The 23,535-nt window shown below is 41.4% G+C and carries 28 protein-coding genes; all 28 read right to left on the reverse strand.

The genetic code is table 11. The annotated features are described in order from the left end of the window. Positions 1-106 precede the first annotated feature (106 nt). Complete coding sequence (flhB, locus tag ACP8HG_RS10095) at positions 107-1,189, reverse strand: flagellar biosynthesis protein FlhB (protein WP_067211211.1); 1,083 nt, start codon at positions 1,187-1,189, stop codon at positions 107-109. A 1-nt stretch (position 1,190) separates the two neighbouring features. After that, positions 1,191-1,967 carry a flagellar biosynthetic protein FliR gene (fliR, locus tag ACP8HG_RS10100; RefSeq protein ID WP_067211213.1) on the reverse strand — a complete coding sequence of 259 codons (777 nt, stop codon included), beginning with the start codon at positions 1,965-1,967 and terminating at the stop codon, positions 1,191-1,193. A gap of 4 nt (positions 1,968-1,971) precedes the next feature. Further along, the gene (gene fliQ, locus ACP8HG_RS10105; RefSeq protein WP_338655881.1) at positions 1,972-2,241 is read right to left on the reverse strand and encodes a flagellar biosynthesis protein FliQ; all 270 of its coding nucleotides are present in this window, start codon (positions 2,239-2,241) and stop codon (positions 1,972-1,974) included. Positions 2,242-2,253: 12 nt separating this feature from the next. Next, positions 2,254-2,919, reverse strand: a complete 666-nt coding sequence (fliP, locus tag ACP8HG_RS10110) for a flagellar type III secretion system pore protein FliP (RefSeq protein ID WP_067211217.1) — start codon at positions 2,917-2,919, stop codon at positions 2,254-2,256. After that, entirely contained in the window at positions 2,912-3,622 is a 711-nt protein-coding gene (locus tag ACP8HG_RS10115) for a flagellar biosynthetic protein FliO (RefSeq protein WP_342538737.1), read from the reverse strand. Before ACP8HG_RS10115 ends, fliP begins: the two co-directional genes overlap by 8 nt. Before the next feature lie 7 nt (positions 3,623-3,629). Next, complete coding sequence (locus tag ACP8HG_RS10120; protein ID WP_067211221.1) at positions 3,630-3,992, reverse strand: response regulator; 363 nt, start codon at positions 3,990-3,992, stop codon at positions 3,630-3,632. A 19-nt stretch (positions 3,993-4,011) separates the two neighbouring features. Beyond that, entirely contained in the window at positions 4,012-5,238 is a 1,227-nt protein-coding gene (gene fliY, locus ACP8HG_RS10125) for a flagellar motor switch phosphatase FliY (RefSeq protein WP_338655876.1), read from the reverse strand. Further along, positions 5,231-6,229, reverse strand: coding sequence for a flagellar motor switch protein FliM (fliM, locus tag ACP8HG_RS10130; protein ID WP_067211224.1), 999 nt, complete (start codon positions 6,227-6,229; stop codon positions 5,231-5,233). The genes fliY and fliM overlap by 8 nt, the downstream gene beginning before the upstream one ends. A 143-nt stretch (positions 6,230-6,372) precedes the next feature. Beyond that, positions 6,373-6,798 (reverse strand): flagellar basal body-associated protein FliL, encoded by a 426-nt coding sequence (gene fliL / locus ACP8HG_RS10135; protein WP_338655872.1) that lies wholly within the window; start codon positions 6,796-6,798, stop codon positions 6,373-6,375. Beyond that, on the reverse strand, positions 6,788-7,009 hold the full coding sequence (locus ACP8HG_RS10140) for a flagellar FlbD family protein (protein ID WP_354312475.1): 222 nt from the start codon (positions 7,007-7,009) through the stop codon (positions 6,788-6,790). Before ACP8HG_RS10140 ends, fliL begins: the two co-directional genes overlap by 11 nt. Before the next feature lie 79 nt (positions 7,010-7,088). Next, a complete protein-coding gene (flgG, locus tag ACP8HG_RS10145) occupies positions 7,089-7,961 on the reverse strand; it encodes a flagellar basal body rod protein FlgG (RefSeq protein ID WP_438298581.1) in 873 nt (290 codons plus the stop codon). 86 nt (positions 7,962-8,047) lie between these two features. Beyond that, entirely contained in the window at positions 8,048-8,428 is a 381-nt protein-coding gene (locus ACP8HG_RS10150; RefSeq protein ID WP_438298582.1) for a TIGR02530 family flagellar biosynthesis protein, read from the reverse strand. A gap of 19 nt (positions 8,429-8,447) precedes the next feature. Beyond that, positions 8,448-9,116 (reverse strand): flagellar hook assembly protein FlgD, encoded by a 669-nt coding sequence (gene flgD / locus ACP8HG_RS10155; protein WP_338655866.1) that lies wholly within the window; start codon positions 9,114-9,116, stop codon positions 8,448-8,450. A 3-nt stretch (positions 9,117-9,119) separates the two neighbouring features. Beyond that, complete coding sequence (locus ACP8HG_RS10160) at positions 9,120-10,436, reverse strand: flagellar hook-length control protein FliK (protein WP_438298583.1); 1,317 nt, start codon at positions 10,434-10,436, stop codon at positions 9,120-9,122. Between the two features lie 40 nt (positions 10,437-10,476). After that, positions 10,477-11,079, reverse strand: coding sequence for a MotE family protein (locus ACP8HG_RS10165; protein ID WP_338655863.1), 603 nt, complete (start codon positions 11,077-11,079; stop codon positions 10,477-10,479). A 7-nt stretch (positions 11,080-11,086) separates the two neighbouring features. Beyond that, positions 11,087-11,536, reverse strand: a complete 450-nt coding sequence (fliJ, locus tag ACP8HG_RS10170) for a flagellar export protein FliJ (protein ID WP_067211244.1) — start codon at positions 11,534-11,536, stop codon at positions 11,087-11,089. Beyond that, positions 11,533-12,864 (reverse strand): flagellar protein export ATPase FliI, encoded by a 1,332-nt coding sequence (fliI, locus tag ACP8HG_RS10175; protein WP_342538743.1) that lies wholly within the window; start codon positions 12,862-12,864, stop codon positions 11,533-11,535. The genes fliJ and fliI overlap by 4 nt, the downstream gene beginning before the upstream one ends. Positions 12,865-12,866: 2 nt before the next feature. Next, positions 12,867-13,637 (reverse strand): flagellar assembly protein FliH, encoded by a 771-nt coding sequence (gene fliH / locus ACP8HG_RS10180; RefSeq protein WP_342538744.1) that lies wholly within the window; start codon positions 13,635-13,637, stop codon positions 12,867-12,869. Then, entirely contained in the window at positions 13,630-14,643 is a 1,014-nt protein-coding gene (fliG, locus tag ACP8HG_RS10185) for a flagellar motor switch protein FliG (protein WP_067211247.1), read from the reverse strand. Before fliG ends, fliH begins: the two co-directional genes overlap by 8 nt. A gap of 14 nt (positions 14,644-14,657) precedes the next feature. After that, on the reverse strand, positions 14,658-16,250 hold the full coding sequence (gene fliF / locus ACP8HG_RS10190) for a flagellar basal-body MS-ring/collar protein FliF (RefSeq protein ID WP_067211250.1): 1,593 nt from the start codon (positions 16,248-16,250) through the stop codon (positions 14,658-14,660). Between the two features lie 59 nt (positions 16,251-16,309). Further along, a complete protein-coding gene (gene fliE / locus ACP8HG_RS10195; protein ID WP_231885696.1) occupies positions 16,310-16,573 on the reverse strand; it encodes a flagellar hook-basal body complex protein FliE in 264 nt (87 codons plus the stop codon). Between the two features lie 75 nt (positions 16,574-16,648). Then, positions 16,649-17,110 (reverse strand): flagellar basal body rod protein FlgC, encoded by a 462-nt coding sequence (gene flgC, locus ACP8HG_RS10200; protein ID WP_067211254.1) that lies wholly within the window; start codon positions 17,108-17,110, stop codon positions 16,649-16,651. Positions 17,111-17,112: 2 nt separating this feature from the next. Next, entirely contained in the window at positions 17,113-17,505 is a 393-nt protein-coding gene (gene flgB / locus ACP8HG_RS10205; RefSeq protein WP_067211257.1) for a flagellar basal body rod protein FlgB, read from the reverse strand. Between the two features lie 329 nt (positions 17,506-17,834). Continuing rightward, positions 17,835-18,611, reverse strand: a complete 777-nt coding sequence (gene codY / locus ACP8HG_RS10210) for a GTP-sensing pleiotropic transcriptional regulator CodY (RefSeq protein ID WP_067211258.1) — start codon at positions 18,609-18,611, stop codon at positions 17,835-17,837. 87 nt (positions 18,612-18,698) lie between these two features. Next, positions 18,699-20,096 carry an ATP-dependent protease ATPase subunit HslU gene (hslU, locus tag ACP8HG_RS10215; protein WP_231885845.1) on the reverse strand — a complete coding sequence of 466 codons (1,398 nt, stop codon included), beginning with the start codon at positions 20,094-20,096 and terminating at the stop codon, positions 18,699-18,701. Then, on the reverse strand, positions 20,096-20,641 hold the full coding sequence (hslV, locus tag ACP8HG_RS10220) for an ATP-dependent protease subunit HslV (RefSeq protein ID WP_156476072.1): 546 nt from the start codon (positions 20,639-20,641) through the stop codon (positions 20,096-20,098). Before hslV ends, hslU begins: the two co-directional genes overlap by 1 nt. A gap of 9 nt (positions 20,642-20,650) precedes the next feature. After that, positions 20,651-21,550 carry a tyrosine recombinase XerC gene (xerC, locus tag ACP8HG_RS10225; RefSeq protein ID WP_421101223.1) on the reverse strand — a complete coding sequence of 300 codons (900 nt, stop codon included), beginning with the start codon at positions 21,548-21,550 and terminating at the stop codon, positions 20,651-20,653. Between the two features lie 472 nt (positions 21,551-22,022). Then, on the reverse strand, positions 22,023-23,333 hold the full coding sequence (gene trmFO, locus ACP8HG_RS10230; protein WP_438298584.1) for an FADH(2)-oxidizing methylenetetrahydrofolate--tRNA-(uracil(54)-C(5))-methyltransferase TrmFO: 1,311 nt from the start codon (positions 23,331-23,333) through the stop codon (positions 22,023-22,025). Between the last annotated feature and the right edge of the window lie 202 nt (positions 23,334-23,535).

Here is a 23,535-nt window from a genome sequence, read left to right on the forward strand (position 1 = left end):
TTCTATTATTTAATCAAATACGCCTCAGTGTATTTGCGTCCTGTACGTCCGAGGCTTTTGTCAACAGAGGGGAGGAATTGAACTACATCCTTCCTTATTGCCCAAATCAAATTTTACGTTGAATTCTGTATACATACGCGAGTATTTCAGCTATTGCTTTGAAGAACTCTTCAGGAATCCTTCCTCCAATTTCAACATCGTCATAGAGCGCTCTGGCAAGTGGCCTGTTTTCTACCATGACAATGTTGTTTTCAGTGGCAATCAATTTAATCTTTTGAGCGACGAAGTCAACACCTTTTGCAACAACAATGGGCGCATCCATATCCCCATCCTTATACTTCAGTGCAATTGCATAATGGGTCGGATTAGTGATGACGACATCTGCATTGGGCACTTCCTGCATCATACGTCGCATCGACATTTCGCGTTGGCGCTGCTTGATCTTAGATTTTATAAGGGGATCGCCTTCAGAGTTTTTATATTCATCCTTAATATCCTGTTTGGACATTCGGAGATTTTTTTCATAGTCATATTTTTGATACATAAAGTCAAGAATTGATATGAATAACAAAACAAATGCTGCCGTTATTCCCATCAATGCGGCAAGTTGCCCGACCGTCGTTAATATGTCCCAGGGGCTTTTAAATGCCAGTCCTAGTACTTTATCGATATTCGACATGAGGATAAGTGTTGTAGTTGTTCCGATAAATGAAATTTTTAGTACCGACTTCATTAATTCAATAATGGCACGGATTGAAAAAATTCGCTTAAGTCCTTTAATTGGATCTATTTTCTTCAAATCCATTTTCAATGGTTCAGCTGTAAGAAGCAAACCGAACTGAAATAGATTCCCTGCCACCCCTGCAACTACCGCAATGAGCATGACGGGTAATAAAAGAAATGCCATTTGGATTAAGACATCTCCATAAATGAGCATTGCCTGATCCTCATCTAGATTAGATATAGGTATATATTCAGTGAATGCCTGATGGAAAAACACGAAAAAGCGGTCCCTCATAAATCCTGCGGCAAAAAACAGGAAAAGGAACACGGCAAGTAGCAGGATTGCACTTGTAACATCCTGGCTTTTTAAAACCTGGCCTTTTTTTCGAGAATCTTGACGTTTTTTAGGAGTGGCTTTTTCGGTCTTTTCCCCTGCGAAGAATTGCAGATCTAGCCGCAACATCATACTAGCCACCTCCAAGAATTAACATCAAGTCCCTCATACTAATAATCATTACTTCAAATAATTTCTTCATCATTTGAACCATTACACCCATCATAATGAACAGAACGATGAAACTAACCCCAATCTTGATTGGGAAACCTACAACGAAAATATTTAATTGTGGCACTGCTCTTGCAGTGATTCCAAGTGCTAAATCGACGAGGAATAATGTTGCGACGATTGGAATCGACATTTGAAAGGCGATTGCAAACGAGGTTGCAAAAGTCCGAATGACAAAATCAACCATTCCCTCTTGACCAAAGGCCGGCCAAAGTTGATCTGCCGGGATGAATTGGTAGCTATAAAAAATACCATCCAAGAGCATATGATGGCCGTTTAACGCCAGTAATAATAGAATGGCCAACGAGTTAAAAAATTGACCAAGAAGTGGAGATTGCGCTCCAGTTTGCGGATCAATAACGTTCGCAATTGCAAATCCCATTTGAAAATCGATAAAACCGCCAGCGATTTGAATGGCAGACATAACGATGAACGCGATGATTCCAATGAATAATCCTGTCATTGCCTCTTTCACGACTAACAATAGATACGCACCATTAATCTCCAGTACAGGCATGTCCACTGTATAGACCATCGCCCACGCAAGCAAAGCACCAAATATGATACGCTGAGTAGACGGTATTGCACGATAAGAAAATAGTGGCAGTGTAACAAAAAATGCAGTAACTCGAGTCAGGATAAGTAAGTATGCAGCTAATGAAGGGACTAGTTCTTCCATTTAATCACCCGATATACCGTCCAAGATTCTCAAAGATATCCGCTGAAAACGTTGTAACCCTTGCTAGCATCCATGGACCGAAAATGACAATCCCTACTAGAACAGCAACAATCTTTGGCACGAACGCTAGTGTCTGTTCTTGAATCTGTGTTGTTGCCTGAAATATACTGACGGCAAGTCCCGACACTAGTGCAAGAATAAGGAGTGGGCCTGAAGTTAAAAGAATGATCCAGATTGCACGCTCAGCTATCTCTATGACTAATTCCTGTGTCATTCAAAACCCCTCCTAAAAACTTTGCAACAATGATTTGATAATGAGATACCATCCGTCAACAAGGACGAATAGCAATATTTTAAACGGTAACGAGATCATGACTGGTGGTAACATCATCATCCCCATCGACATAAGGATACTCGCTACAATCATATCGATAACTAAAAATGGTATGAAGATCATAAAACCCATTTGGAATGCAGTTTTAATTTCACTCAAAGCAAACGCAGGAACTAACATTGTCAGTGAAATGTCTTCAAGTGATTCAGGTCGATCCGCTTTATTGTAGCGAAGGAATAACTCCAAATCCTTCTGCCGAGTATGCTTACTCATAAATTCTTTAAGTGGGATACTTCCCTTTTCATAAGCTTCTTCAAGCGAAATCTCGTCCGCAAATAGCGGAGTAAGAGCCTGATCATTCACTTGCTGAAACGTTGGAGCCATGATGAAAAACGTCAGGAACAGTGCTAGTCCAACAATTACTTGGTTTGGAGGCATTTGTTGCGTTGCAAGTGCCGTTCTGACGAATGACAGAACGATGACAATTCTTGCAAAAGAAGTCATTAAAATTAGAATAGCTGGCGCTAAGGACAATACAGTCAAAAGTAGCATCATTTTGATAGATGTCGATACATTTGACGGATCACTGTCTGAAAAAAACTGAGCAATATCATTCATCGCGGTTGCGCTCCTTTTCTGTCAACCGGCTGATATGCCGTTTTCTCTCTTCTTTCATCTCCTCAATCCTTGATTGAAAAACAGTACTGAAATCGGGTGATTCTTCCGTTTTCACATTCGAGTCACTTTTCGATTTACCCGCTACTTTAGCAAGAATCCGATTAAGCATCCCGGATACTATCTCCGTACTATTATCACCCGCGTAGAATTCAACTAGTTTGTCAATTTCATCGGGATCCGTAATTTCTTTTAACAATCGGATATCGTCTCCGACCCCGATAAGGTAATAGGATTCGCCTATGACGACCAGTTGAATCGATTTATGCTGTCCGAGCGAAATACCACCCATGTTTTTCATAAGTCGATTTTTATCGTAGAGCTTATTTTTCCGATTAACGAATTTCAATAGACCAAATAATAATCCAAGGACGAACACTAAAGCGAATAACGTTTTTATGTAGTCCCCCGCTGAGGAACCGACACCCGCCTTGTCCGTAGTGAGATCTTCAGCGGGCGGTGTTATAGCGTCCTCATCGGTGTCCGTACTGGTACCCTTTTCCGGTTCTTTGTTAAATAGTTCGGACACCGGTTTATTCGGATCAGTGTTGGTGTCTGCGTGAACGGAGACGTATGGCAATTGAGTTACTAGGAAGATAAGTAGAATAAAAGCTGACAAGAATTTTTGTACAATCGTTAATTTCATCCTTCGATTATCCTAATGCTTTTTCGATTGCTTCAACAACACGATCTGCCTGGAATGGTTTGACGATAAAGTCTTTTGCACCAGCTTGAATCGCATCGATTACCATTGCCTGCTGCCCCATTGCTGAACACATGATGATTTTTGCCGCGGGGTCTTTTTCTTTTATTGCTTTTAAAGCTGCAATACCATCCATTTCAGGCATAGTAATGTCCATTGTGACTAGATCAGGTTTTAAATCGAAATACTTTTCAATAGCTTGTACACCGTCTGCTGCTTCACCAACCACTTCGAAATTGTTTTTTGTCAAAATATCTTTTATCATCATTCGCATGAAAGCTGCATCGTCTACTATTAATATACGTCTACTCATTATCATTACCCCCGTTAAATTATCTTAAATTATTTAAACGTTCAGCTTGGCTTAGAATATCTGTGATTCGTACCCCGAAGTTTTCGTCGATAACGACAACTTCCCCTTTTGCGATATGGCGGTTGTTTACTAATATATCAACCGGTTCTCCCGCAAGTTTGTCCAATTCAATAATGGAACCGCTCGACATTTCCAAAATCTCCTTAACCGAACGCTTTGTTCTGCCAAGTTCGACCGTTACTTGTAAAGGTATATCAAGGAGCATGTTCAAGTTATTGGACTCTGACTTATTTAAAGATGGACTTTCAAAGTTGGCAAACTGTGCCTGCTGTACTTGTACCTGCGGTTGTTGCGGACGCATTTGCATCTGCTGTTGCGGTGCTGGCTGTCCGTATTGTGTGTCATAAGCCGGTTGCTGCTTACCATGGTCATAACCATTTTGTTCGTACGACTGCTGCTGCACTTGTTGTTGATGTGCTGGCTGTTGGATAGGAGTGGATTGCTGTTCTGTTGGTCGAGTCATCTCGGCAACTGCCGCAGTTTCCTCTTCTGCATCACCACCCATGAGAGAGGCAACTAATTTCTTCCCAAATCCTAGTGGAACTAATTGCATAATGTTTGAATCAATCAGATCGCCTACTTTAAGTGCAAACGATACTTTAATCATTAAATCATCTTCGGGAATAAGATCCCGTCCTTGGTCTTCAAGAACGTCCATCAAGTCAATTGTTGGCGGTGAAATGTCGACTTTTTTATTGAACAAAGTCGACATCGAAGTCGCCGCAGAACCCATCATTTGATTCATCGCCTCTTGGACCGCACTCAAATGGATTTCACCAAGGTCTGTATTTGGATTTAAACCATTGCCGCCTAACATAAGATCCGCAATGATCGCTGCATCGCTTTGTTTTATAACAAGTAAGTTCATACCGCTAAGACCCACTGTATAGTCTACCTTAATGGCCACATATGGATGAATGAATTCTACTTCTAAAGCTTCTTTATCCACAACTGATATAGTCGGCGTCGTTATTTCAACTTTCTGTCCGAGCAATGCAGATAATGCTGTTGCAGAACTACCGAAAGAGATATTACCAATTTCACCAAGTGCATCTTTTTCCATATCGTCTAAATAATCTGCAGTAATTATTCCCTGAGTGGTGGAGTCCTTAGGCTCATCGGTCGACAAAGGCTCCCCACGAAGTAATGCTTCAATTTCTTCCTGCGAAAGGATATTATCACTCATCATCTTCATCCCCTCCGATCTTTGTATCTATTATCTGAACAGCCATCTTATTTTTCAATTGCCCCGGCTGTGCCGTGAATTTAGGAATACCACCAATGTTTATAACGAGTGGATCATCAATTTTACGGTCTAGCTTTACGACATCCCCCGCTTGAAGGTAGAGGAAATCCTCAATTGTCATCTCTGCATTGCCAAGTTCCGCGATAACAGACAAAGGAGCTTGTTTTAAACGTTTTTCAATAACCATACTTTGCTCTGTCGTAGGCTCTTTCTTGTTGGTCTGCATCCAATAACGTACCGATAAGTTCGGAACGATTGGTTCAAGAACGACGTGTGGAATACAGATATTGATCATTCCACTAGATTCTCCGATGATAATATTGAAAGAGATAACGACGACCGTTTCATTCGGCGATATCATTTGAAGGAATTGAGGATTGACTTCAATCTCTGTTAGGAATGGGTCGATATCAATAATTCCTGACCATGCCTCGCGTAAATTGTCAAATGAACGTTCAAATAAGTTTGTCATAATCTTCAATTCAATCTCAGTCAGATTATCGACTTTTCCCGGACTTTCTCCAACCCCACCCATCATTCGATCGAGCATCGTATAAGCAATATTCGGATTTACTTCCATCAGGATATTACCGTCTAACGGTGGAACTTCAAAAATATTAATTAAGGTCATATTCGGTATTGAACGTATAAATTCCTCGAACGGAATCTGATCAACCGATGCAACACTAATTTGGACATACGTTCGTAGTTGTGCTGAAAAATACGTTGTTAATAGTCTTGCAAAGTTCTCATGAATTCTCGTTAAACTGCGAATCTGATCTTTAGAAAATCGAAGGGCACGTTTAAAATCATAGACTTTTACTTTCCGTGTCTCATCTTCTTTTTTCATGTCTTCTGCAGACATTTCCCCTGTTGAAATCGCAGATAATAATGCGTCGATCTCACTTTGGGATAATATATCCCCGGCCATTATATGGTCACCTCCCGCTATCAGACTCTAGTGTAACTACTTGACTATATAGGTGAATTCAATTGAATCCGTTGCGGCGCTAGGGGGTGCCTCTCGCCCAGTTTATATAGTAATATGGGTATTCATTTGTTCAACTTGACTAGTTATTGAATAATGTAAGATACGATATAGACTTTTTGAACTTCCCCATTTTGCATTAGTGGGTTGAGATGTGCTTTCAAGGCATCCTCAAATGCCTTTTTTCCCGCTTTCCCTTCAAGGTCTTTCGACGTCATCTCGGAAAGTTCTTGGATAACAATATTTTTCACTTGGAAGTCCCTTTTTGCAAGTTCTTCTCCAGCCAACTTATTATCTGTCTGGATTTTCAAAGTGAGTCGTACAAATTGTTGATTGCCAAGGTTTGTCGTAATTTCTTCTATATCAACTGATGATTCGATAATCTCATCAATTGTTGGCTCTTTTACTTCATCACCTTTATTCAGCTGCATAACGAGAATGAGTATAACTGCGCCGATAAGTGTGATACAAACTAGTATAATAAGAGATACCGACAGCACTTTATTCTTCATCTTCTTCACTCCAAATATGCGGATTTGATAATAACTGGACCGCCTTATAAAACTTGATAATACGGCTATTCACCTCGACAGCCGAATCAAGGACAACATATTTCGTTCCTGTCGTAAGAGTAATCGTCGTATCAGGAAATGACTCGACTTTCTCTATGTACAGCGCGTTCAATGTAAATTCGGTTTTATTTAGACGCGTAACTCGTATCATATGTAAGGGGCCGGGCACAGAGCCGGCCCGACCCTCCTTTTCTAGTGAAGCTATGTTAGATTACCTGTGTTGTGATTAGTTATCGTTTCAAGTTAACAAGTTCTTGTAGGATTTCATCGGATGTTGTGATAATCCGCGTGTTTGCTTGGAAACCACGTTGTGCGACAATCAACTCAGTGAATTCTTCAGCAAGGTCAACGTTAGACATTTCTAGAAAACCGGAGTTGATTGTTCCAATACCTGATGTAGTGGATGTGTTTAAAATTGCTGTTCCGGAGTTTGGTGAACTATTGAAATTATTTCCACCACTTTTGTTCAATCCACCTGGATTAGGGAATTTAGCTAAAATTAGAGTTCCAGCATATTTAAGAACACCTGCGTCATCCACATATGTTACTTTTCCATCCTGCCCAACGCTCATACTTTGTGCAGTTGTAGGAATAGTAATCGTCCCTAAATTCGTAGTTGGAACAGATAGTGGATTTCCGGAAGGAGTAACTACCGCATCAGCACCATTAATACTAGGAATTCCAACAACATAAAGCCCATCCGAGTTAACTAATGTTCCATTTTCGTCCATATAAAAATTTCCTGCTCTTGTATATTGAATATTATCAATACCTCCAGCCGTTTTTTGACCCACTTGGAAAAAACCATCTCCCGCTAAAGCTAAATCCAATGTATTTCCTGTAAATTGAGTAGATCCAGCTGAATGAATGGTATCAATCGCAGCAATTTGCGAGCCAAGTCCAACCTGCTTTGGATTAACTCCTCCCCGTGTCGTTCCTGGTCCGGAAGCCCCTGCAACCGTCTGGGAAATCAAATCTTTAAAAATCGTTCTACCTTTTTTAAATCCATACGTATTAACGTTAGCAATATTGTTACCAATTACATCTAGTTTTGTTTGGAAGTTTCGTAGACCTGAAATTCCTGAGTACATTGAACGTAACATTTATATTTTTCCCCTTTCGATTTTAAAAAGCGTAACCGCATCTATCAGTCAGCGGTTATTGGCATCCATAAAGGTCCTGCCGAATTTTAACTAAGCACAATTGTGCCGTCGATGTTCGTAAATAATTGATCTCTCGCTTCTATGCGATCCATCGCTGTAATGACTATAGAGTTCTTTGCACTTACGATAAGTGCTGCCTGGTCCATCAAAACGAGCGATTCTTTAATTCCCTTTAACTTTGCCTCGTTCACCTTCTCAGTAACATGTGCCCACTCAGCATCCGATATCTGGATGTTTCGTTCTGCCAAACGCTCTGATGCGTGTTTGCTTATTTTAAGTTCAGCAGGCTGCACCGCTTTGTTCAGATGTTCGAGAAACGATTGCTTTGGGCTTGGTGTTGATGCCAGTGCCTGTCCTTGACGAATAAGCGGCTGTGATGGAATACGATGGAGGTTTAGTTTGTCCATACAATCGCTCCGTTCTTTGTTATTTGCTTATCGATGTAAAGTTTTTACCGTCAATGCGGGTACCGTCTTCTAAGATATATTGCAGTTTTCCATCTTTATTGGAAACCGAAGCGACTATACCTATCTTCTCTTCTTCACCGTCCATATAGCCGACTTTCTTGCCGATTAGCATGCTCGCTTCAACAAGGCTGTTCGTTCCACTTGAACCAGACATTACTTCTGAAATATTACCTGGTGTCAATTCTTTGCCGTCATCCATAATGAATTTGACAGAACCATTGTCATACTTGACGGACACAATACGATTGGTCCCTTCATCTACGATAGGTTTTCCATCTTCACCTACAACCGAATTACCTTTATCATCAACTCTTAGTTCATGCCAACGGACTTCTTTACCGGCAAAACTGTTGTACTGAATGAGTTGTGATTGACCTTGTGCTTCCGCGAACTTTTCAAAGGACTTCGATAAGTTCATCGTCTGTTCAAGTGCCGAGAATTGAGCCATTTGTGCGATAAACTCATTATCTTTCATCGGATTTGTCGGGTCCTGGTTTTGTAATTGGGCGATGAGTAACTTCATGAAATCATCTTTACCCATAACTCCATCGCCAGTTTTACGCTCATCCCGCTTTTTATTGACTAAATAATCCGTTCCTGAAATCGCTTTTTGTCCTTCAATTGCCATTCGTTATACCCCCAAATCAATCATATACTCCTGAAACGTCATTTCTTCTTCATCGTTTTGTTCATGTTGCTCTTCTGTTTCTTGTCCTTCTTTTCTAAAGTGCTGATTAAACGCTTGGTCGCGATCGTTTTTGGTTGTATCTTGCAATGTTTGAGAAACGTCGATTCGTTCTACTTGCAGATTTTGTTGAAGGAAAGCGCTTCTTAGCTGATGCAACTGACTTTCTAACATATCTTTACCGAGTGCAGTGGATGCAAGAATCCGTGCTGTCATGATGCCATTTACCTGTAGCAATTCAATTCGAATTTGTCCCAGATGTTCAGGATAAAGTTTAATGAGAAGGCGGTTCGTTCCGTCCGCTTGACCGAAATTCGCACGTTTGAAAATAGTTTGCATTTCTTTAATCAAGGCTTCATTTCGTGCATTCGTACGATTTTCCACTTCAGTAAGTGTAAGTTCACCTTTAGTTGCTACAACAGTGCCTAATGCACTACTTACAACTTGTTGCGATGCATCTTTGGTACTCACCGTGCTAGGCGATGATTCTGAACCTTTTTCCATAGTTCCATCATCTGTCAAAGTTCGAGCGGCATCTACTGGAACGACAAATCGGACTATGTTTTTCGACTCTATCAATTGTACCATGCCATTCTTTGCTGAACTGCTAGAATTAAGGACATTTTCGAAACGTTCACCTGTTGTTGCAAGATAGCCTTGTAGTGTAAATACTTGCTGTTCCTGCTTCAAAAGCAAATCGATTTTCGGCGCGGTAAGTTCTGCTGTTTTAAGCAACGTCAATAATTCGATTGCCTGTTGTTTCGATATTTCGCCTTTCCCTTCAAGCGCATCTGTCAATTGAGCGAAAAACTGTGGAGCCACTTTATCAATGGCGTTCAATACCGTCCAAAAGTCATTCGTATTGGCTACTGCTGACAATTCCTCTTCGTCAAGACCTGCTTGTTCTAATAGTTGAATCAAGCTTTCAATCAGTTGTTTCGGTTCAAGATTGAGTAGACTTGCAAGCTCTTCTAGATTACCTAGATTAGAAATTGAATCTAGTTTACTTTCGCCATCTGTTAGGTCTTTAATAGCAGTCCCAAGCTCTTCAATAGAAGTTGCATTAAAAATTGCCATTATCGATTCATCGGTTATCCCGCTGACAGTCAGTTCCTGTACAGGAGCGACAGCTAATTGGACATTTCCAGCGATACTGCTGAAAACCGATCCAAATGAATTTGTTGCTTGCTGACCTGACTGAACATTATTCGACGAAGTCTGCACGTTCATCCCAACCATTGCTTGTAATGATGCGATGTTCACTTATTCACCTCCCTTCAAAAGCAGCTGTATAAAGTCCCAATTACTTGGTCATCATCGTCGTATATTTCGCCGCATCTTCCGGCGACATTTTTTCCAGAATCGAAGCAAGTGTATCCGATTTCAAGTTCGTCAAAATTCGTATTGCTTCAGCATCGCTCATTTTCGTAATGACAGGTGCTGAAGATTTTGCAGACATTTGCTCAAATGTCGTTACGATATCACTAAATTTCCGTTTGGAGTCGTCTTTATCGCGCACTAGCACCGCAATTTCGTCAAGGAGTTTCTCTTGTTCAATTAGCAATTTTTCATTTTCAGTAGCTGATTTATCGAGATCCTGCTGAACCTTGAATAGTTGGGCTTCTTTCTCTTGAATTTCCGCCTGCATCGTCACGACCCTCTCTTCGAGGACCAAATCACCTGCTATAGGATCTTCTTCTTTCTTTTCAGTGATGAACGGTAAATTACCAGTCAACTCTTTCGCCTTGTCGAATACGTTGACATCTGCGAATTTCGCAATGATTAGAACGAGTGCCGTTGTGAATAACAATGGAATTAGTACCCAAAGTAACATTTTTTGAAAGGCACTACTTTTCCCCTCTTGTTCTACCTTTGGTACTCGTTCTGTTTGTTTAGTCTTTTTCACCACATTATCACCTATTTTCTCTTCTGCGGAACTTCAACGTCGACAATTCATCGAGCTGAATCGCTTCTAGCTGTTCCATTTCAGCTCGATGATGTTCACGATCTTTTTCTTTCATCTTTTCAAACTTTCGAACTTCAAGCGTCTTTTCCAACAGCTTATTCTCGTACCAATTCATTTTCGAGCGAGCCTGCACGACTTGCTGTTGTACTACTGCTATTCTTTTCTCTAAGCTACTAATGAATCGAGCATAGTAATGAATTTCATTAACCGAAAAACCGACCGCCATCTTGACCTGTTGTTCGGTGAGCGTATCTTCTTTCTTTTTCAGCAAGTCATACAATTTAGTGGCAACTGTTTCGAATGCCTCGACTGACCCTTTAAATTCCACTTCAGTTTCGGTTTTTTCTTGTTCACGGAAAGTCAGTACTTTATCAAAACGGTAATTATAAGGCTTCATACGTTCCCGCCTCCCGCACCGAGTGCCACGAGCTCAGCTATACTGTCCTCAATTGAAATATTATCTTTGAAACCTTGTTTTAAAAAGTTTGTAATAAGTGGTTCGAATTCAATTGCTTGATCAATTTCTTTAGATGTCCCACGTTTATAGGCTCCGATATTAATCAGATCTTCGGATTTATTGTAGGTGTAATAAAGTTCGCGCAATCTTTCTGCTGCTTTGACATGCTCTGGATCCGCAATATGGTTCATAAGCCGGCTAACGCTTTTCAATACGTTGATTGCAGGATATTGTCCTTTGTTCGCAAGTGTCCGATCGAGTACAATGTGACCGTCCAGGATTCCTCGAACTGCATCAGCAATTGGCTCATTCATATCATCGCCATCTACAAGTACTGTATAGAATGCCGTAATGGATCCATTCTCATTGGTGCCCGTACGTTCCAGCAATTTTGGCAAGATAGCAAAGACAGAAGGGGTATAACCGCGCGTAGCAGGTGGTTCTCCGACAGCGAGTCCTATTTCCCGCTGCGCCATCGCTACCCGTGTTACTGAGTCCATCATAAGCATGACGTTCATCCCTTTGTCTCTGTAATACTCAGCGATTGCTGTTGCGGTAAACGCTCCTTTAATACGCATAAGCGCAGGTTGGTCCGATGTTGTAGCAACAACAATCGACCTACTCATGCCTTCAGGTCCAAGATCACGTTCGATGAATTCGCGGACTTCACGGCCACGCTCGCCTATTAGTGCTATGACATTCAAATCGGCTGTCGTATTACGAGCAATCATACCAAGCAACGTACTTTTTCCAACACCAGATCCCGCGAAAATTCCGACACGCTGACCTTTTCCAACTGTCAACATACCATCAATCGCCTTGACACCCACCGCAAGCTTTTCGCTGATTGGCGGACGGGTAAGGGCATTAGGAGGGTCTTGTTCTGTCCGAACAGTCGTCAACCCTCTCGGAAGGATGCTGTTATCGATTGGGTTCCCCATCGAATCAAGCACTTTCCCTACTAAATTCATACCTACTTTGATTTCAAGCGGTTTCCCCAAACTTTCAACAAGGCAACCGCTAGAAATATCACGGATATTTGTGTAAGGCATCAGAATGACGATTTCTTCCTTAAATCCGACAACTTCTGCTTTAATAATCGAGTCGGCCTTGCCTGTATTATTTAAATGGATATGGCAGACATCACCGATTGAACTTTCAGGTCCTTGTGACTCAATCATCAAACCAACAACGCGGACAACGCGTCCAAGCTTTTTAAAAGTCTTTATATTTGGAATGACCGCAATTAAGTCCTCTGCTTTTTTCATCGTCAATCACCACTTTCCATGATACCGATGAGTTTCTCCCTTAGTTCATTCAACTGTTCGTCAATGCTGACAACAATCCGCCCATGATTTGTTTCGATATAGCACTCGTTTGATTCAAAATCATCATTTGCAAAAATAAGGAATGGCACATTCGGCGGGAAAATCGATGCCAATTCAGAACGATTATCGGATACAAGTTCGAAGTAATCTAGAGAAACATACAACTTAATCTCTTTCATTTCACGCGTTTCTTTTAAGGCTCTTTTTACAACCGATAAATAAACTTCCTTATCATCTTGAAGTGCTTGTCCAATAATCCGCTCTGTAGAAAGCATTGCAAGATCGAGAATGATGCGTTCTTGGCTCACAAGATATTGACGCGCATTTTCATAGGATAACACCGTCGTTTCATTTGCAGTACTAATAGAAGCTGCCATATCCGATAATGACTTATTACGCCCCTCTTCGTAACCGACTTGAAACCCTTCATCATATGCTTGTTGTTGAAGTACAGTTTTTTCGTTCTGCCAGGCTGCTTGCATCGATAAGATATCTTCAGTGGCAGTTTGTCTCAGTTGTTCAATTGCCTCTTTTTCCTGCTCATTTATCGTGTTGGCTTCTTTCAACAAGCGGTCCCGTTCAACAAGTATGGATTCTAAGGACAAACTCACTTCCGCGTCGACTTCTTGCGAAACGTAAAGGCTCCGAATGGAGATTTCTTTCGTTTCTCCATCCTCCAATATCGTATTGAATGAACGAAATACGTTAGACAATGATGTCATCTCCTCCACCACGAGCGATTATGATTTCACCTGTTTCTTCCAGTCTGCGAATCGTGCTCACAATACGAGATTGAGCATCTTCGACATCTTTCAATCGAACAGGTCCCATGACTTCGATCTCTTCTTGGAATGATTCCGCCATCCGTTGGGACATATTCCTGAACAAGACTTCTTTCACTTCTTCGCTAGAAACCTTCAGCGAGAGGATTAAATCTTCATTTTCACAGTCGCGGATAATGCGTTGAATCGAACGGTTATCCAATGTAACAATATCCTCGAAGACAAACATGCGTTTTCGAATTTCTTCTGCAAGTTCGGGATCTTGAATTTCAAGTGCATCAAGAATCGTTTTCTCTGTTGTCCTGTCGACTCCATTAAGCACTTCGACGACTGCATCGACGCCGCCAGTTTCCGTGTAATCTTGCGTTACGGTTGAAGATAGTTTTCTCTCAAGTACCGCTTCGATTTCACTGATGACCTCTGGTGAAGTTGAGTCCATCGTCGCAATTCTTCTCGCGATATCCGCCTGCATCTCCTGTGGCAATGCCGATAAAATCAGTCCAGCCTGTTCTGCCTCTAAGTAAGACAAGATAAGCGCAATTGTTTGCGGATGCTCGTTTTGAATAAAATTCAAAATTTGTGATGGATCAGCACGTCTAGCAAAATCGAAAGGTCGCACTTGTAATGAAGATGTTAAGCGGTTGATAATTGCTTGCGCATGATCTTTACCAAGTGCTTTTTCAAGTACAGTTTTCGCGTAGCCTATACCGCCTTGCGAGATATAATCCTGAGCAAGTGCTATGTGATGAAACTCTTCGATAATTTCTTCTTTCACGGTTGCCTCAACTTTTTTGACACCTGAAATTTCAAGCGTTAGGCGCTCAATTTCGTCTTCATTCAAGTGCTTATAAATTGCTGCTGACACTTCCGGACCGAGGGATATGAGCAGAAGTGCTGCTTTTTGTTTTCCTGTCATCCCTTTTTCTTTCTTAACCACAGTTCATCCCTCCGTCATTCCTCGGCTATCCATGTACGCAATAGTTTGGCAAACTCTTCTGGTTTCTCTTTTGCCATCTTCTCGAGTTGTTTCCTACGGACAGTTCCTTCTGTTTCAAGTTCATTATTAATGTCATCTACGTCAAATGTTGCAAGCTGTTCTTCCATAATCAATTCTTCTTCCATTTCTTCCGCTTTTCGGCGATTCCTAATGGACATAAACACTAGAATACCGATAATAAGAAGTAGGACCCCACCAATCACGTAAATCCACCATGGGATTGCGGACTTCGGTGTAGACAAGTCAACTGTTTTCCCATTAAAAGGCTGTACGGAAACAGCAATCTTGTCATTCAATTCCGCCATCGTCAGCGCACCAGCAGCCTCTTTGTCGATAGATGTACGAATGATTGTTTCCAATATGCGCTGGACATCATCTTGCATTCCCGGTGGCATTGATGTTGGATCATCTGCTGTTGGTGGTTCAACCATTACTTGGATTCCGATATCACGAATCTTATAAGGGCTTTCAACAATTTCTTTACGAATGCGGTTCACTTCATTGTTAACCGTTTCTTCGATTTTTTCATAATCGCCGTTTGAAAAGGACCCTTCCACGTAGCCTGTTCCATTATCTGTAGGGTCCTCTCCTGCAGGAGTTCCACCCGCAACTGGCCCATTTCCTGTAAACGATTCAGTAAGACGCTGTACGCTAAGTGCAATGCCTTCCATACTCTCCTCGTCGACGGGCTGTACAAGATTCTCTTCCCTGTTTTCAAGTTGGAAGTCAATATCAGTTGTGACTGAGACCACAATTTTATCTTGTCCCATCATTGTTCCAAGCATCATCTGTACTTGGCGTTGCAAATCACGTTCGATTGTTTTTTTAAGCGTCATTTGATCCGTAATGCTAGGTCCGTACGCATTATCTGTAGCTTTCAAATCAAAATACTCGGAGTACTGATTCATGATGACAATATCATCAGTCGACAGATTCGGTATACTTTTCGATATTAGATTATAAAGTGCAGTAATCTGTGGTTCAGTGAATTGGTGTCCCGCATCAGTTTTCAACATGATTGATGCACTTGCCTGTTGCGTACTCTCATTCAAAAAAACACTCTCTGTTGGCAATGTGACCATTACTTTTGCATCTTTTACACCTTCGATACCTTTAATCAGGTTCGCAAGTTCAGTTTGCATCGAAGCAAGTTTAATCATATTGAACTCATTGTCCGTCGTTCCAAATCCTGCATTTTCTGCAAAGAACGAGTAATCAATCATTCCTGAGTTTGGAAAACCTTCTGCCGCAAGGGACACCAATAAAGAGTCTACGCTGTCCCGCGGCACTAGTATCGATGTCCCACCTGGTGCAACTTTATTTTTAACCCCTTGAGCATCAAGCTGTTCTTTAATGCGTCCGATTTCCGCCCGAGACACCTCCGAATAGAGTGGCACATATTCCGTCCTTGATAGAAAGAACGTCAAGAAAGCAGCGATTAAAATAACGGCGATAGTGGATCCGATATAAGTACCTTTTTGTATTTTTGTACGACTCGACCAAAACGTTTGTAGATCCGTCTTGATTTTCGTCAATCTTTCATTCATTGTAATCCCCCGGTCAACTTGCGTAATTCAATAATGGACAACTTATATGTCGCGTACACTCAAACAGGCATCCGGATGACTTCTTGATACGCTTCAATTACTTTATTTCGAACTTCCATCGTTGCATTTAACGCAATCGACGCCTTTTGTGCTGTAATCATGACATCATGAAGTTCGACATCGCCACCACGCACTAACTTTTCCGTCATCATATCTGAATCTGATTGTTTATTATTAACTTCTTGAATCGCATCTTTTAAAAAGGTTCCGAAACTTTGTTGCGCTTCATATGGTGTTGGAGTTGGTTTCATTTGATTTTCCATCTTAAGTACTCCTGCCGATTGCACAGGATTAAAAATAGACTGTATAGCCATTAAGGTAACATCCTTCCAGTTTCATTATTTGCCGATTTCAAGAGCTTTCATAAGCATTGATTTATTAGCATTAATCACTGTTACGTTTGCTTCATAAGAACGTGTAGCGGACATCAGGTCAATCATTTCCCGCAGCGGATCAACATTTGGCATCGAAACATATCCTTCGTCATTCGCATCGGGATGAGACGGATCAAAGACAAGTTTAAATGGCGTTTCGGTATCTTCTTTAATCCTAGAAACCGTAACGCCATATCCTGCCGACCCTTTTATTGATTTACCCATCGAGGCATTTAGCATCGATGAGAATTGCCCTTCACGCGGTTGAAATGTAACTGATTTACGGCGATAGGGTTGCCATTCACCGTCTACCATTTTCCCCCGCGTTGTATCGATGTTCGCCATATTGGACGAAATGACATCCATCCGCATGCGTTGCGCTGTCAATGCAGATGCAGACGTATTCAAGCTATGGAATATCGTCAACGTCAACGACCTCCTTTAATTACATTTTGTAACGTATTGAACTTTCCGTTAATACGGTCGACAACTGCGTTATAGTAAATTTGGTTAGCCGCAAGATCAGCCTGTTCCTTATCCATATCTACGCCATTTCCATCTTGTCGATAACGAAGATTTGAGTAATTAAAAACACCTGAATGCGCCGTATTAGGCTTGAAATTGATATGCCGCTCGTCTGTTTTATAAGCTTCCAACGAATTCGCTTGAACGTTTGCAAAAACATCTTTAAAGCTGACATTTTTCGCTTTATAATTCGGCGTGTCGACATTTGCTATATTTTGCGAAATCGCTTTCCCTTTTGTTGCAGAATAATCCAATCCGCGCTCCAATTGCGTTATCGTCGATCCAAACAAATTCATTGTTACCACCTCTTGTTCCCTCTATTGGTGAATCAAATAGTATTCATTCCCCAGTACTAATCTATTACTCTTAACACATACTTCTATTGTAGCGGATTTTGTTGATTCTTGTCTATATTAGAAGGGTAATATCTATTAGTTCAAAACAACCTTTTTTATAGTAGATTAATTATATAAATAGAATACTTAGTTCCAAAGCCTTCATTTATCCATTACTCTTATACATACCCTCCAAGTGTCAGTTTATTCTTTTTATTTCGATTTATATTAAGAACAAAAAAGCACTTCTCCCCAAATCCGGAAGAAGTGCCTTTATACCTAATACATACTTATGATTTTTGTTTTTCAAGTTCTTCAAGGAATTTATTATTAAGGACCTTGATATATGTCCCTTTCATTCCTAGGGAACGAGATTCGATAACGCCAGCACTTTCTAGTTTACGAAGTGCATTTACGATTACAGAACGTGTAATACCTACACGGTCTGCAATTTTAGATGCGACTAGTAGACCTTCATTACCATCAAGCTCATGGAAAATGTGCTCAATCGCTTCGTGTTCACTATAAGAAAGGGAATTGATAGCCATTTGAACAACTGCTTTACTACGTGCTTCGATTTCAATTTTCTCTGATTTCTCACGTAAAATTTCCATCCCGACAACAGTCGCACCGTATTCCGCAAGGATCAAATCATCATCCTGGAAATCTTCTTTAAGTCTAGCCAAGATTAGTGTACCAAGACGTTCACCGCCACCAACGATTGGAACAATTGTTGTTAAGCCGTCTTTGAAGAGTTCACGATTTTCAACTGGAAAGACTGTGTGTGAACTGTATACATCCAGATTTGAAGATGTTTCTCTTACTTCAAACAAACGATTTGTATATTCCTCAGGGAATTTACGATCAACGAACATTTGCTTCATGCGTTCGTTTTCGATTTGGTGGTGTATTTCTAAACCAAGTAATTTCCCTTTTCTGCTTACGATAAATGCATTACAGTCGATAACAGAACTAAGCTTCTCAGCCATTTCCTTAAAGTTTACAGGTTTTCCTGCCGATTCTTGTAGCATTGCGTTAATTTCACGTGTTTTTGATAATAAATTCATTTGTTTTTTTCCTCCTCATAATAGTTGCTTAGCGTTTAGTGAATATTCTAAAGGTTTTTAATCATTAAATAAACTAAAACGTTTCAATTAAAGTATAAAATGTGATAAATCTTTATTTTTCGCGATATCTTTCAGCTTTTCATCGACATACGCGGGTGTTATTTTAATCGTTGCCGGTCCGATATCAGCCGCTTCATACGATAGTTCTTCGAGTAATTTCTCCAAGATAGTATGTAGACGCCTTGCACCGATATTCTCCGTATCATCATTCACTTCAAATGCAATTTCAGCAAGTCGGCTAATTGCTTCGTCAGTAAAATCCAAAACAACATTTTCCGTATTGAGCAATTTTTCATATTGACGGATAAGAGAAAAATCAGGCTCTTTTAAAATACGTTCAAAGTCATTCTTCGTCAGCTTTTCAAGTTCGACCCGAATTGGAAAGCGTCCTTGCAGTTCCGGAATAATATCGGAGGGTTTTGACATATGGAACGCCCCTGCCGCAATAAACAAAATGAAATCGGTCTTTACTGTACCGTACTTAGTCGAAACAGTCGAGCCTTCAACGATTGGTAATATATCCCGCTGAACGCCTTCCCGTGAAACATCTGCTGACGAACCACTTCCGCCCCGACTAGCAATTTTGTCCATTTCATCAATGAAGATGATACCTGACTGCTCTGTAAGCTCGATTGCTCGTCTTGAGATTTCATCATGATCAATCAGCTTGTCAGCCTCTTCCGCTTCAAGTGCGATGCGGGCATCCTTTACTTTCATTTTGCGCTTGACTGTCTTTTTCGGCATAAGAGAAGAAAATGCGTCTTGCATATTCGCACCCATCTGTTCCATACCCGACCCTTGTAAAGCGTCAAACATAGATGGCTGCTGTGCAGTAACTTCTACAGTGACCATTTGTTCTTCAAGTTCCCCCGCTTTGAGGCTTGTCGCAATCTCAGAGCGTTTACGCTTCACTTCGGCTACTTCTGCATAATCAGGTTCTTCCTGCTCTGCTTTTTGGCCAAACAACATTTCAAACGGGTTTTGCATACCGCCCATTTTCTTTTTTTCAGGAACAAGTAATTCGATTAGTCGTTCTTCTGCAAGAATAACCGCATGCCCTTTCACAGCTTCACGCTGCTCTTCCCGAACAATTCGAACGCCCGCTTCTGTTAAATCTCTTATCATCGACTCGACATCACGGCCTACATAACCTACTTCTGTAAACTTCGTCGCTTCTACTTTAAGGAATGGAGCATTTACTAGCTTAGCGATTCTTCTCGCGATTTCAGTTTTCCCGACACCTGTCGGGCCAATCATAAGTATGTTTTTCGGTATGATTTCACTTTTCTCGTCATCAGAAAGCAGACTTCTTCTGTACCTGTTACGAATGGCTACAGCCACTGCACGCTTGGCTTTGTCTTGACCGATAATATATCTATCGAGATGTGCAGTCAATTCCTTGGGTGTCAGCTCTTGTCTCTTTATCATTCGAGTACCTCCACAATAATATGATCATTTGTGAAAACGCATATTTCTGCAGCCGTCTCTAGTGCCGCTTGGGCAATTTCTGCTGCAGTGAGCGAATGCCCACTGTACTTTTTCAAAGCCCGGCCAGCCGCAAGTGCGTAATGGCCACCTGAACCGATTGCCAAAACACCATCATCCGGTTCAATTACTTCTCCTGTTCCAGACACGAGTAACAAACGCTCGTTATCCATTACAAGGAGCATCGCCTCAAGTTTCCGTAGAATCCGGTCACCACGCCATTCTTTCGCAAGTTCAACAGAAGCCCTTTGAAGGTTGCCATTGTACTCTGTCAGTTTGGCTTCGAACAATTCGAATAGCGTAAAAGCGTCCGCTACCGATCCAGCAAAACCTGCCAGTACTTTACCACCAAAAATTCGGCGGACTTTTTTTGCCGTATGTTTCATGACGACTGCATTTCCTACCGTCACTTGCCCATCGCCTGACATGGCACAAGACCCTTCATGGCGAATGGCAAAGATTGTCGTTGCATGGAATTCCATCAGATCATCCTCCTATGCTCGCGGATGCGTATTCATATATGTTTTCCTTAAATGCTCTTTTGTTATATGTGTATACACTTGCGTTGAAGATAAGTGACTGTGTCCAAGTAGCTCCTGAACGGTTCTCATGTCGGCGCCCCCCGCCAAAAGGTGGGTGGCAAAAGAGTGGCGAATCATATGTGGATAGATTTTAGAGTGAAGTGATGCGCGTTCCATCATCATGCTTAAGATATGGCGCACACCTCGATCAGTCAGGGGGTCTCCCCGCAAATTGACGAACAGCATGTCGTGCTCTTTCTGTTTCATCAAATTCAGTCTACTTTTCTCACGATAAGCATCCAGTGCAGATTGCGCAAAACTACCGAATGGTACATATCGTTCCTTACGTCCTTTTCCCATTACCAAAACAATGCCAAGGTGATCATCGATATCATGCGTTTTGACAGCAGTCAGCTCGCTGACCCGCATGCCGGTTGCGTAGAGTAATTCAAGGAGTGCATAATCACGCAAAGACTTTCTATCTTCCCCCTCACAAGATGAAAATAAGGACTCCATTTCCTCTTCATAAAAAAAAGCCGGAAGTCTTTCTTCCTTCTTCGGGTGATGGAGAGAACGAAATGCGCTATCACTAATGTCATACCTGTCATTTGAAAATTTAAAAAAGGAACGGATAGAAGATATTTTTCTAGAAATCGATGCTCTCGATAAACCCAAGTCATACAGTTCAGTAGCATAAAGTCTTGCTTCAGGGTAAGTCACATCGTTCAAATCTGTAATTCCTTCGACTTCCAGGAACGACAGAAATGCATCAACATCTTTTTCATACTCTGATACTGTGTGATATGAATAGTTCTTTTCTAAGCGTACGTACGAAATGTATTCATCACGGATGATAGAAGGTTGTACTGTCATACACTTCATCCTCCCTGAATAAAAAGCCTTTAAGTTATTAAAGTATTTCGAGTCATTTGAATAATAACACATTATTTACGAAACGTCATAGTAAAGCGAGTTGACTAATAGCCGAAAGAAAGCGACTAATCCAGAAATTCAAAAGTCATCCACGATTCACTATACAATACATGTTGATCCTACGGCAACTATCAATAGCCAAGAAGTCTGACCTCTTTCAATTTGTTCATGTTCCTGACACAATTTGTTCATATACAGAGCAAAAGCACTGTAATCTAGACGTCAATTCTCTTATTCGTAACTTATCCAGCGTACTAGATTTTATAATTTCCAATATAAATTGAAATGAATAATTCTTTGTAAGGCACCTTCGCTTAGTTTATATAGGTATTCATGGCCAACGTAATTTAGACAATTAAAAGGAGAAGGCTTGGAATACATCCCTAGCCTTCTCCTTTTAATATCAAATTATTCAAGATAGTGATACTAACTGAAACTCACTAATCGCTTTAAGTGCACGTTCTGCATGCTTCTCAGCACGTTCCAATTTGGTCCTAACGCGTTTACCAAGTTCCGGGAAAAGACCAAAATTGATATTCATGGGCTGGAAGTTCTGCGGATTGGCTTCAGTGACATATCGCGCCATGCTCCCGAGTGCTGTTTCGTGCGGGAAAAGGATTAATTCTTTACCAAGTGCCAGATTGGCGGCGTTAATGCCGGCTATCAAGCCCGAACCTGCCGATTCAACATACCCTTCTACACCAGTCATCTGTCCTGCGAAAAATACATTGGAGTTTGCCTTTAACTGATAAGTCGCATCGAGCACACGTGGTGAGTTAATAAATGTGTTACGATGCATGACACCATAGCGGACGATTTCAACGTTTTCAAGACCCGGGATAAGCCTGATTACTTCCTTTTGCGCGCCCCATTTCATATGCGTTTGAAACCCTACGATGTTGAATAGAGTACCAGCAGCATCATCTTGACGAAGCTGAATGACTGCTTTTGCAAGTTTTCCTGTTACCGGATGTTCAAGTCCAACTGGTTTAAGTGCGCCGAATAACAAAGTCTGTGCTCCGCGCTGGGCAACCACTTCCACCGGCATACATCCTTCGAAGTAGATTTCTTTTTCGAACTCTTTAAGGGGTACAATTTCTGCCGCCACAAGCGCATTATAGAATCGTTCAAATTCTTCCTCATTCATTGGGCAGTTTAAATAGGCTGCTTCGCCTTTATCATAACGAGATTTTAAATAGACTTTGTCCATATCGATGGAGTCTTTTTCTATAATTGGTGCTGCAGCATCATAGAAATATAAATATTCCTCGCCTGTCAGTTTACGAATTTGTTCAGCAAGTGCCGGTGATGTCAGCGGACCCGTCGCAATAATCGTAATGCCTTCCGGTAGTTCCGTCACTTCTTCATTTATAATTTCGATAAGCGGATGGTTTCGAATCGTGTCGGTAACATGGCCAGCGAACTCGTGGCGGTCGACTGCCAATGCCCCTCCAGCAGGAACCGCACAAGCGTCAGCTGCTCGAATAATGAGAGAGTCGAGCATCCTCATTTCTTCTTTGATAATTCCAACTGCATTCGTCAAATTGTTCGCGCGCAACGAGTTACTGCACACGAGCTCAGCAAATTTGTCTGTATGGTGCGCAGGCGTCTGTTTTACCGGTCGCATTTCATATAAACGTACGTTCACTCCACGGCTAGCAATTTGCCATGCAGCCTCACTCCCAGCGAGGCCTGCACCTATCACATTTACGATGAGTGTCATCCCGTCACCTTCTCTCTAATGTTCTTGTTGTCTTGGCTTCAGCGCCTAGCCCCTTAAGTCGCTTAAGTCTTGCTGATAAAGGCAAAGTACGCCTTTATCACAAGCCTTCCAGCGCTTTTCGGGGCTAAACAGGCGCTTCCGCTTTTCTCTATTGTCCAGACTCCAGCGCCTAGGGGCTAGGGGGTCATAAGCCAGCCCAGCT

The organism is Sporosarcina sp. FA15 (genome assembly GCF_051550195.1).
In the GTDB taxonomy this organism is placed as follows: domain Bacteria; phylum Bacillota; class Bacilli; order Bacillales_A; family Planococcaceae; genus Sporosarcina; species Sporosarcina psychrophila.

What these genes read in the sequence shown, in the direction of transcription:
- flhB (WP_067211211.1), bottom strand. Translation starts at nt 1,189, where the DNA reads ATGATGTTGCGGCTAGATCTGCAATTCTTCGCAGGGGAAAAGACCGAA.
- fliR (WP_067211213.1), bottom strand. Translation starts at nt 1,967, where the DNA reads ATGGAAGAACTAGTCCCTTCATTAGCTGCATACTTACTTATCCTGACT.
- fliQ (WP_338655881.1), bottom strand. Translation starts at nt 2,241, where the DNA reads ATGACACAGGAATTAGTCATAGAGATAGCTGAGCGTGCAATCTGGATC.
- fliP (WP_067211217.1), bottom strand. Translation starts at nt 2,919, where the DNA reads ATGAATGATATTGCTCAGTTTTTTTCAGACAGTGATCCGTCAAATGTA.
- ACP8HG_RS10115 (WP_342538737.1), bottom strand. Translation starts at nt 3,622, where the DNA reads ATGAAATTAACGATTGTACAAAAATTCTTGTCAGCTTTTATTCTACTT.
- ACP8HG_RS10120 (WP_067211221.1), bottom strand. Translation starts at nt 3,992, where the DNA reads ATGAGTAGACGTATATTAATAGTAGACGATGCAGCTTTCATGCGAATG.
- fliY (WP_338655876.1), bottom strand. Translation starts at nt 5,238, where the DNA reads ATGAGTGATAATATCCTTTCGCAGGAAGAAATTGAAGCATTACTTCGT.
- fliM (WP_067211224.1), bottom strand. Translation starts at nt 6,229, where the DNA reads ATGGCCGGGGATATATTATCCCAAAGTGAGATCGACGCATTATTATCT.
- fliL (WP_338655872.1), bottom strand. Translation starts at nt 6,798, where the DNA reads ATGAAGAATAAAGTGCTGTCGGTATCTCTTATTATACTAGTTTGTATC.
- ACP8HG_RS10140 (WP_354312475.1), bottom strand. Translation starts at nt 7,009, where the DNA reads ATGATACGAGTTACGCGTCTAAATAAAACCGAATTTACATTGAACGCG.
- flgG (WP_438298581.1), bottom strand. Translation starts at nt 7,961, where the DNA reads ATGTTACGTTCAATGTACTCAGGAATTTCAGGTCTACGAAACTTCCAA.
- ACP8HG_RS10150 (WP_438298582.1), bottom strand. Translation starts at nt 8,428, where the DNA reads ATGGACAAACTAAACCTCCATCGTATTCCATCACAGCCGCTTATTCGT.
- flgD (WP_338655866.1), bottom strand. Translation starts at nt 9,116, where the DNA reads ATGGCAATTGAAGGACAAAAAGCGATTTCAGGAACGGATTATTTAGTC.
- fliJ (WP_067211244.1), bottom strand. Translation starts at nt 11,536, where the DNA reads ATGAAGCCTTATAATTACCGTTTTGATAAAGTACTGACTTTCCGTGAA.
- fliI (WP_342538743.1), bottom strand. Translation starts at nt 12,864, where the DNA reads ATGAAAAAAGCAGAGGACTTAATTGCGGTCATTCCAAATATAAAGACT.
- fliF (WP_067211250.1), bottom strand. Translation starts at nt 16,250, where the DNA reads ATGAATGAAAGATTGACGAAAATCAAGACGGATCTACAAACGTTTTGG.
- fliE (WP_231885696.1), bottom strand. Translation starts at nt 16,573, where the DNA reads ATGGAAAATCAAATGAAACCAACTCCAACACCATATGAAGCGCAACAA.
- flgB (WP_067211257.1), bottom strand. Translation starts at nt 17,505, where the DNA reads ATGAATTTGTTTGGATCGACGATAACGCAATTGGAGCGCGGATTGGAT.
- codY (WP_067211258.1), bottom strand. Translation starts at nt 18,611, where the DNA reads ATGAATTTATTATCAAAAACACGTGAAATTAACGCAATGCTACAAGAA.
- xerC (WP_421101223.1), bottom strand. Translation starts at nt 21,550, where the DNA reads ATGACAGTACAACCTTCTATCATCCGTGATGAATACATTTCGTACGTA.
- trmFO (WP_438298584.1), bottom strand. Translation starts at nt 23,333, where the DNA reads ATGACACTCATCGTAAATGTGATAGGTGCAGGCCTCGCTGGGAGTGAG.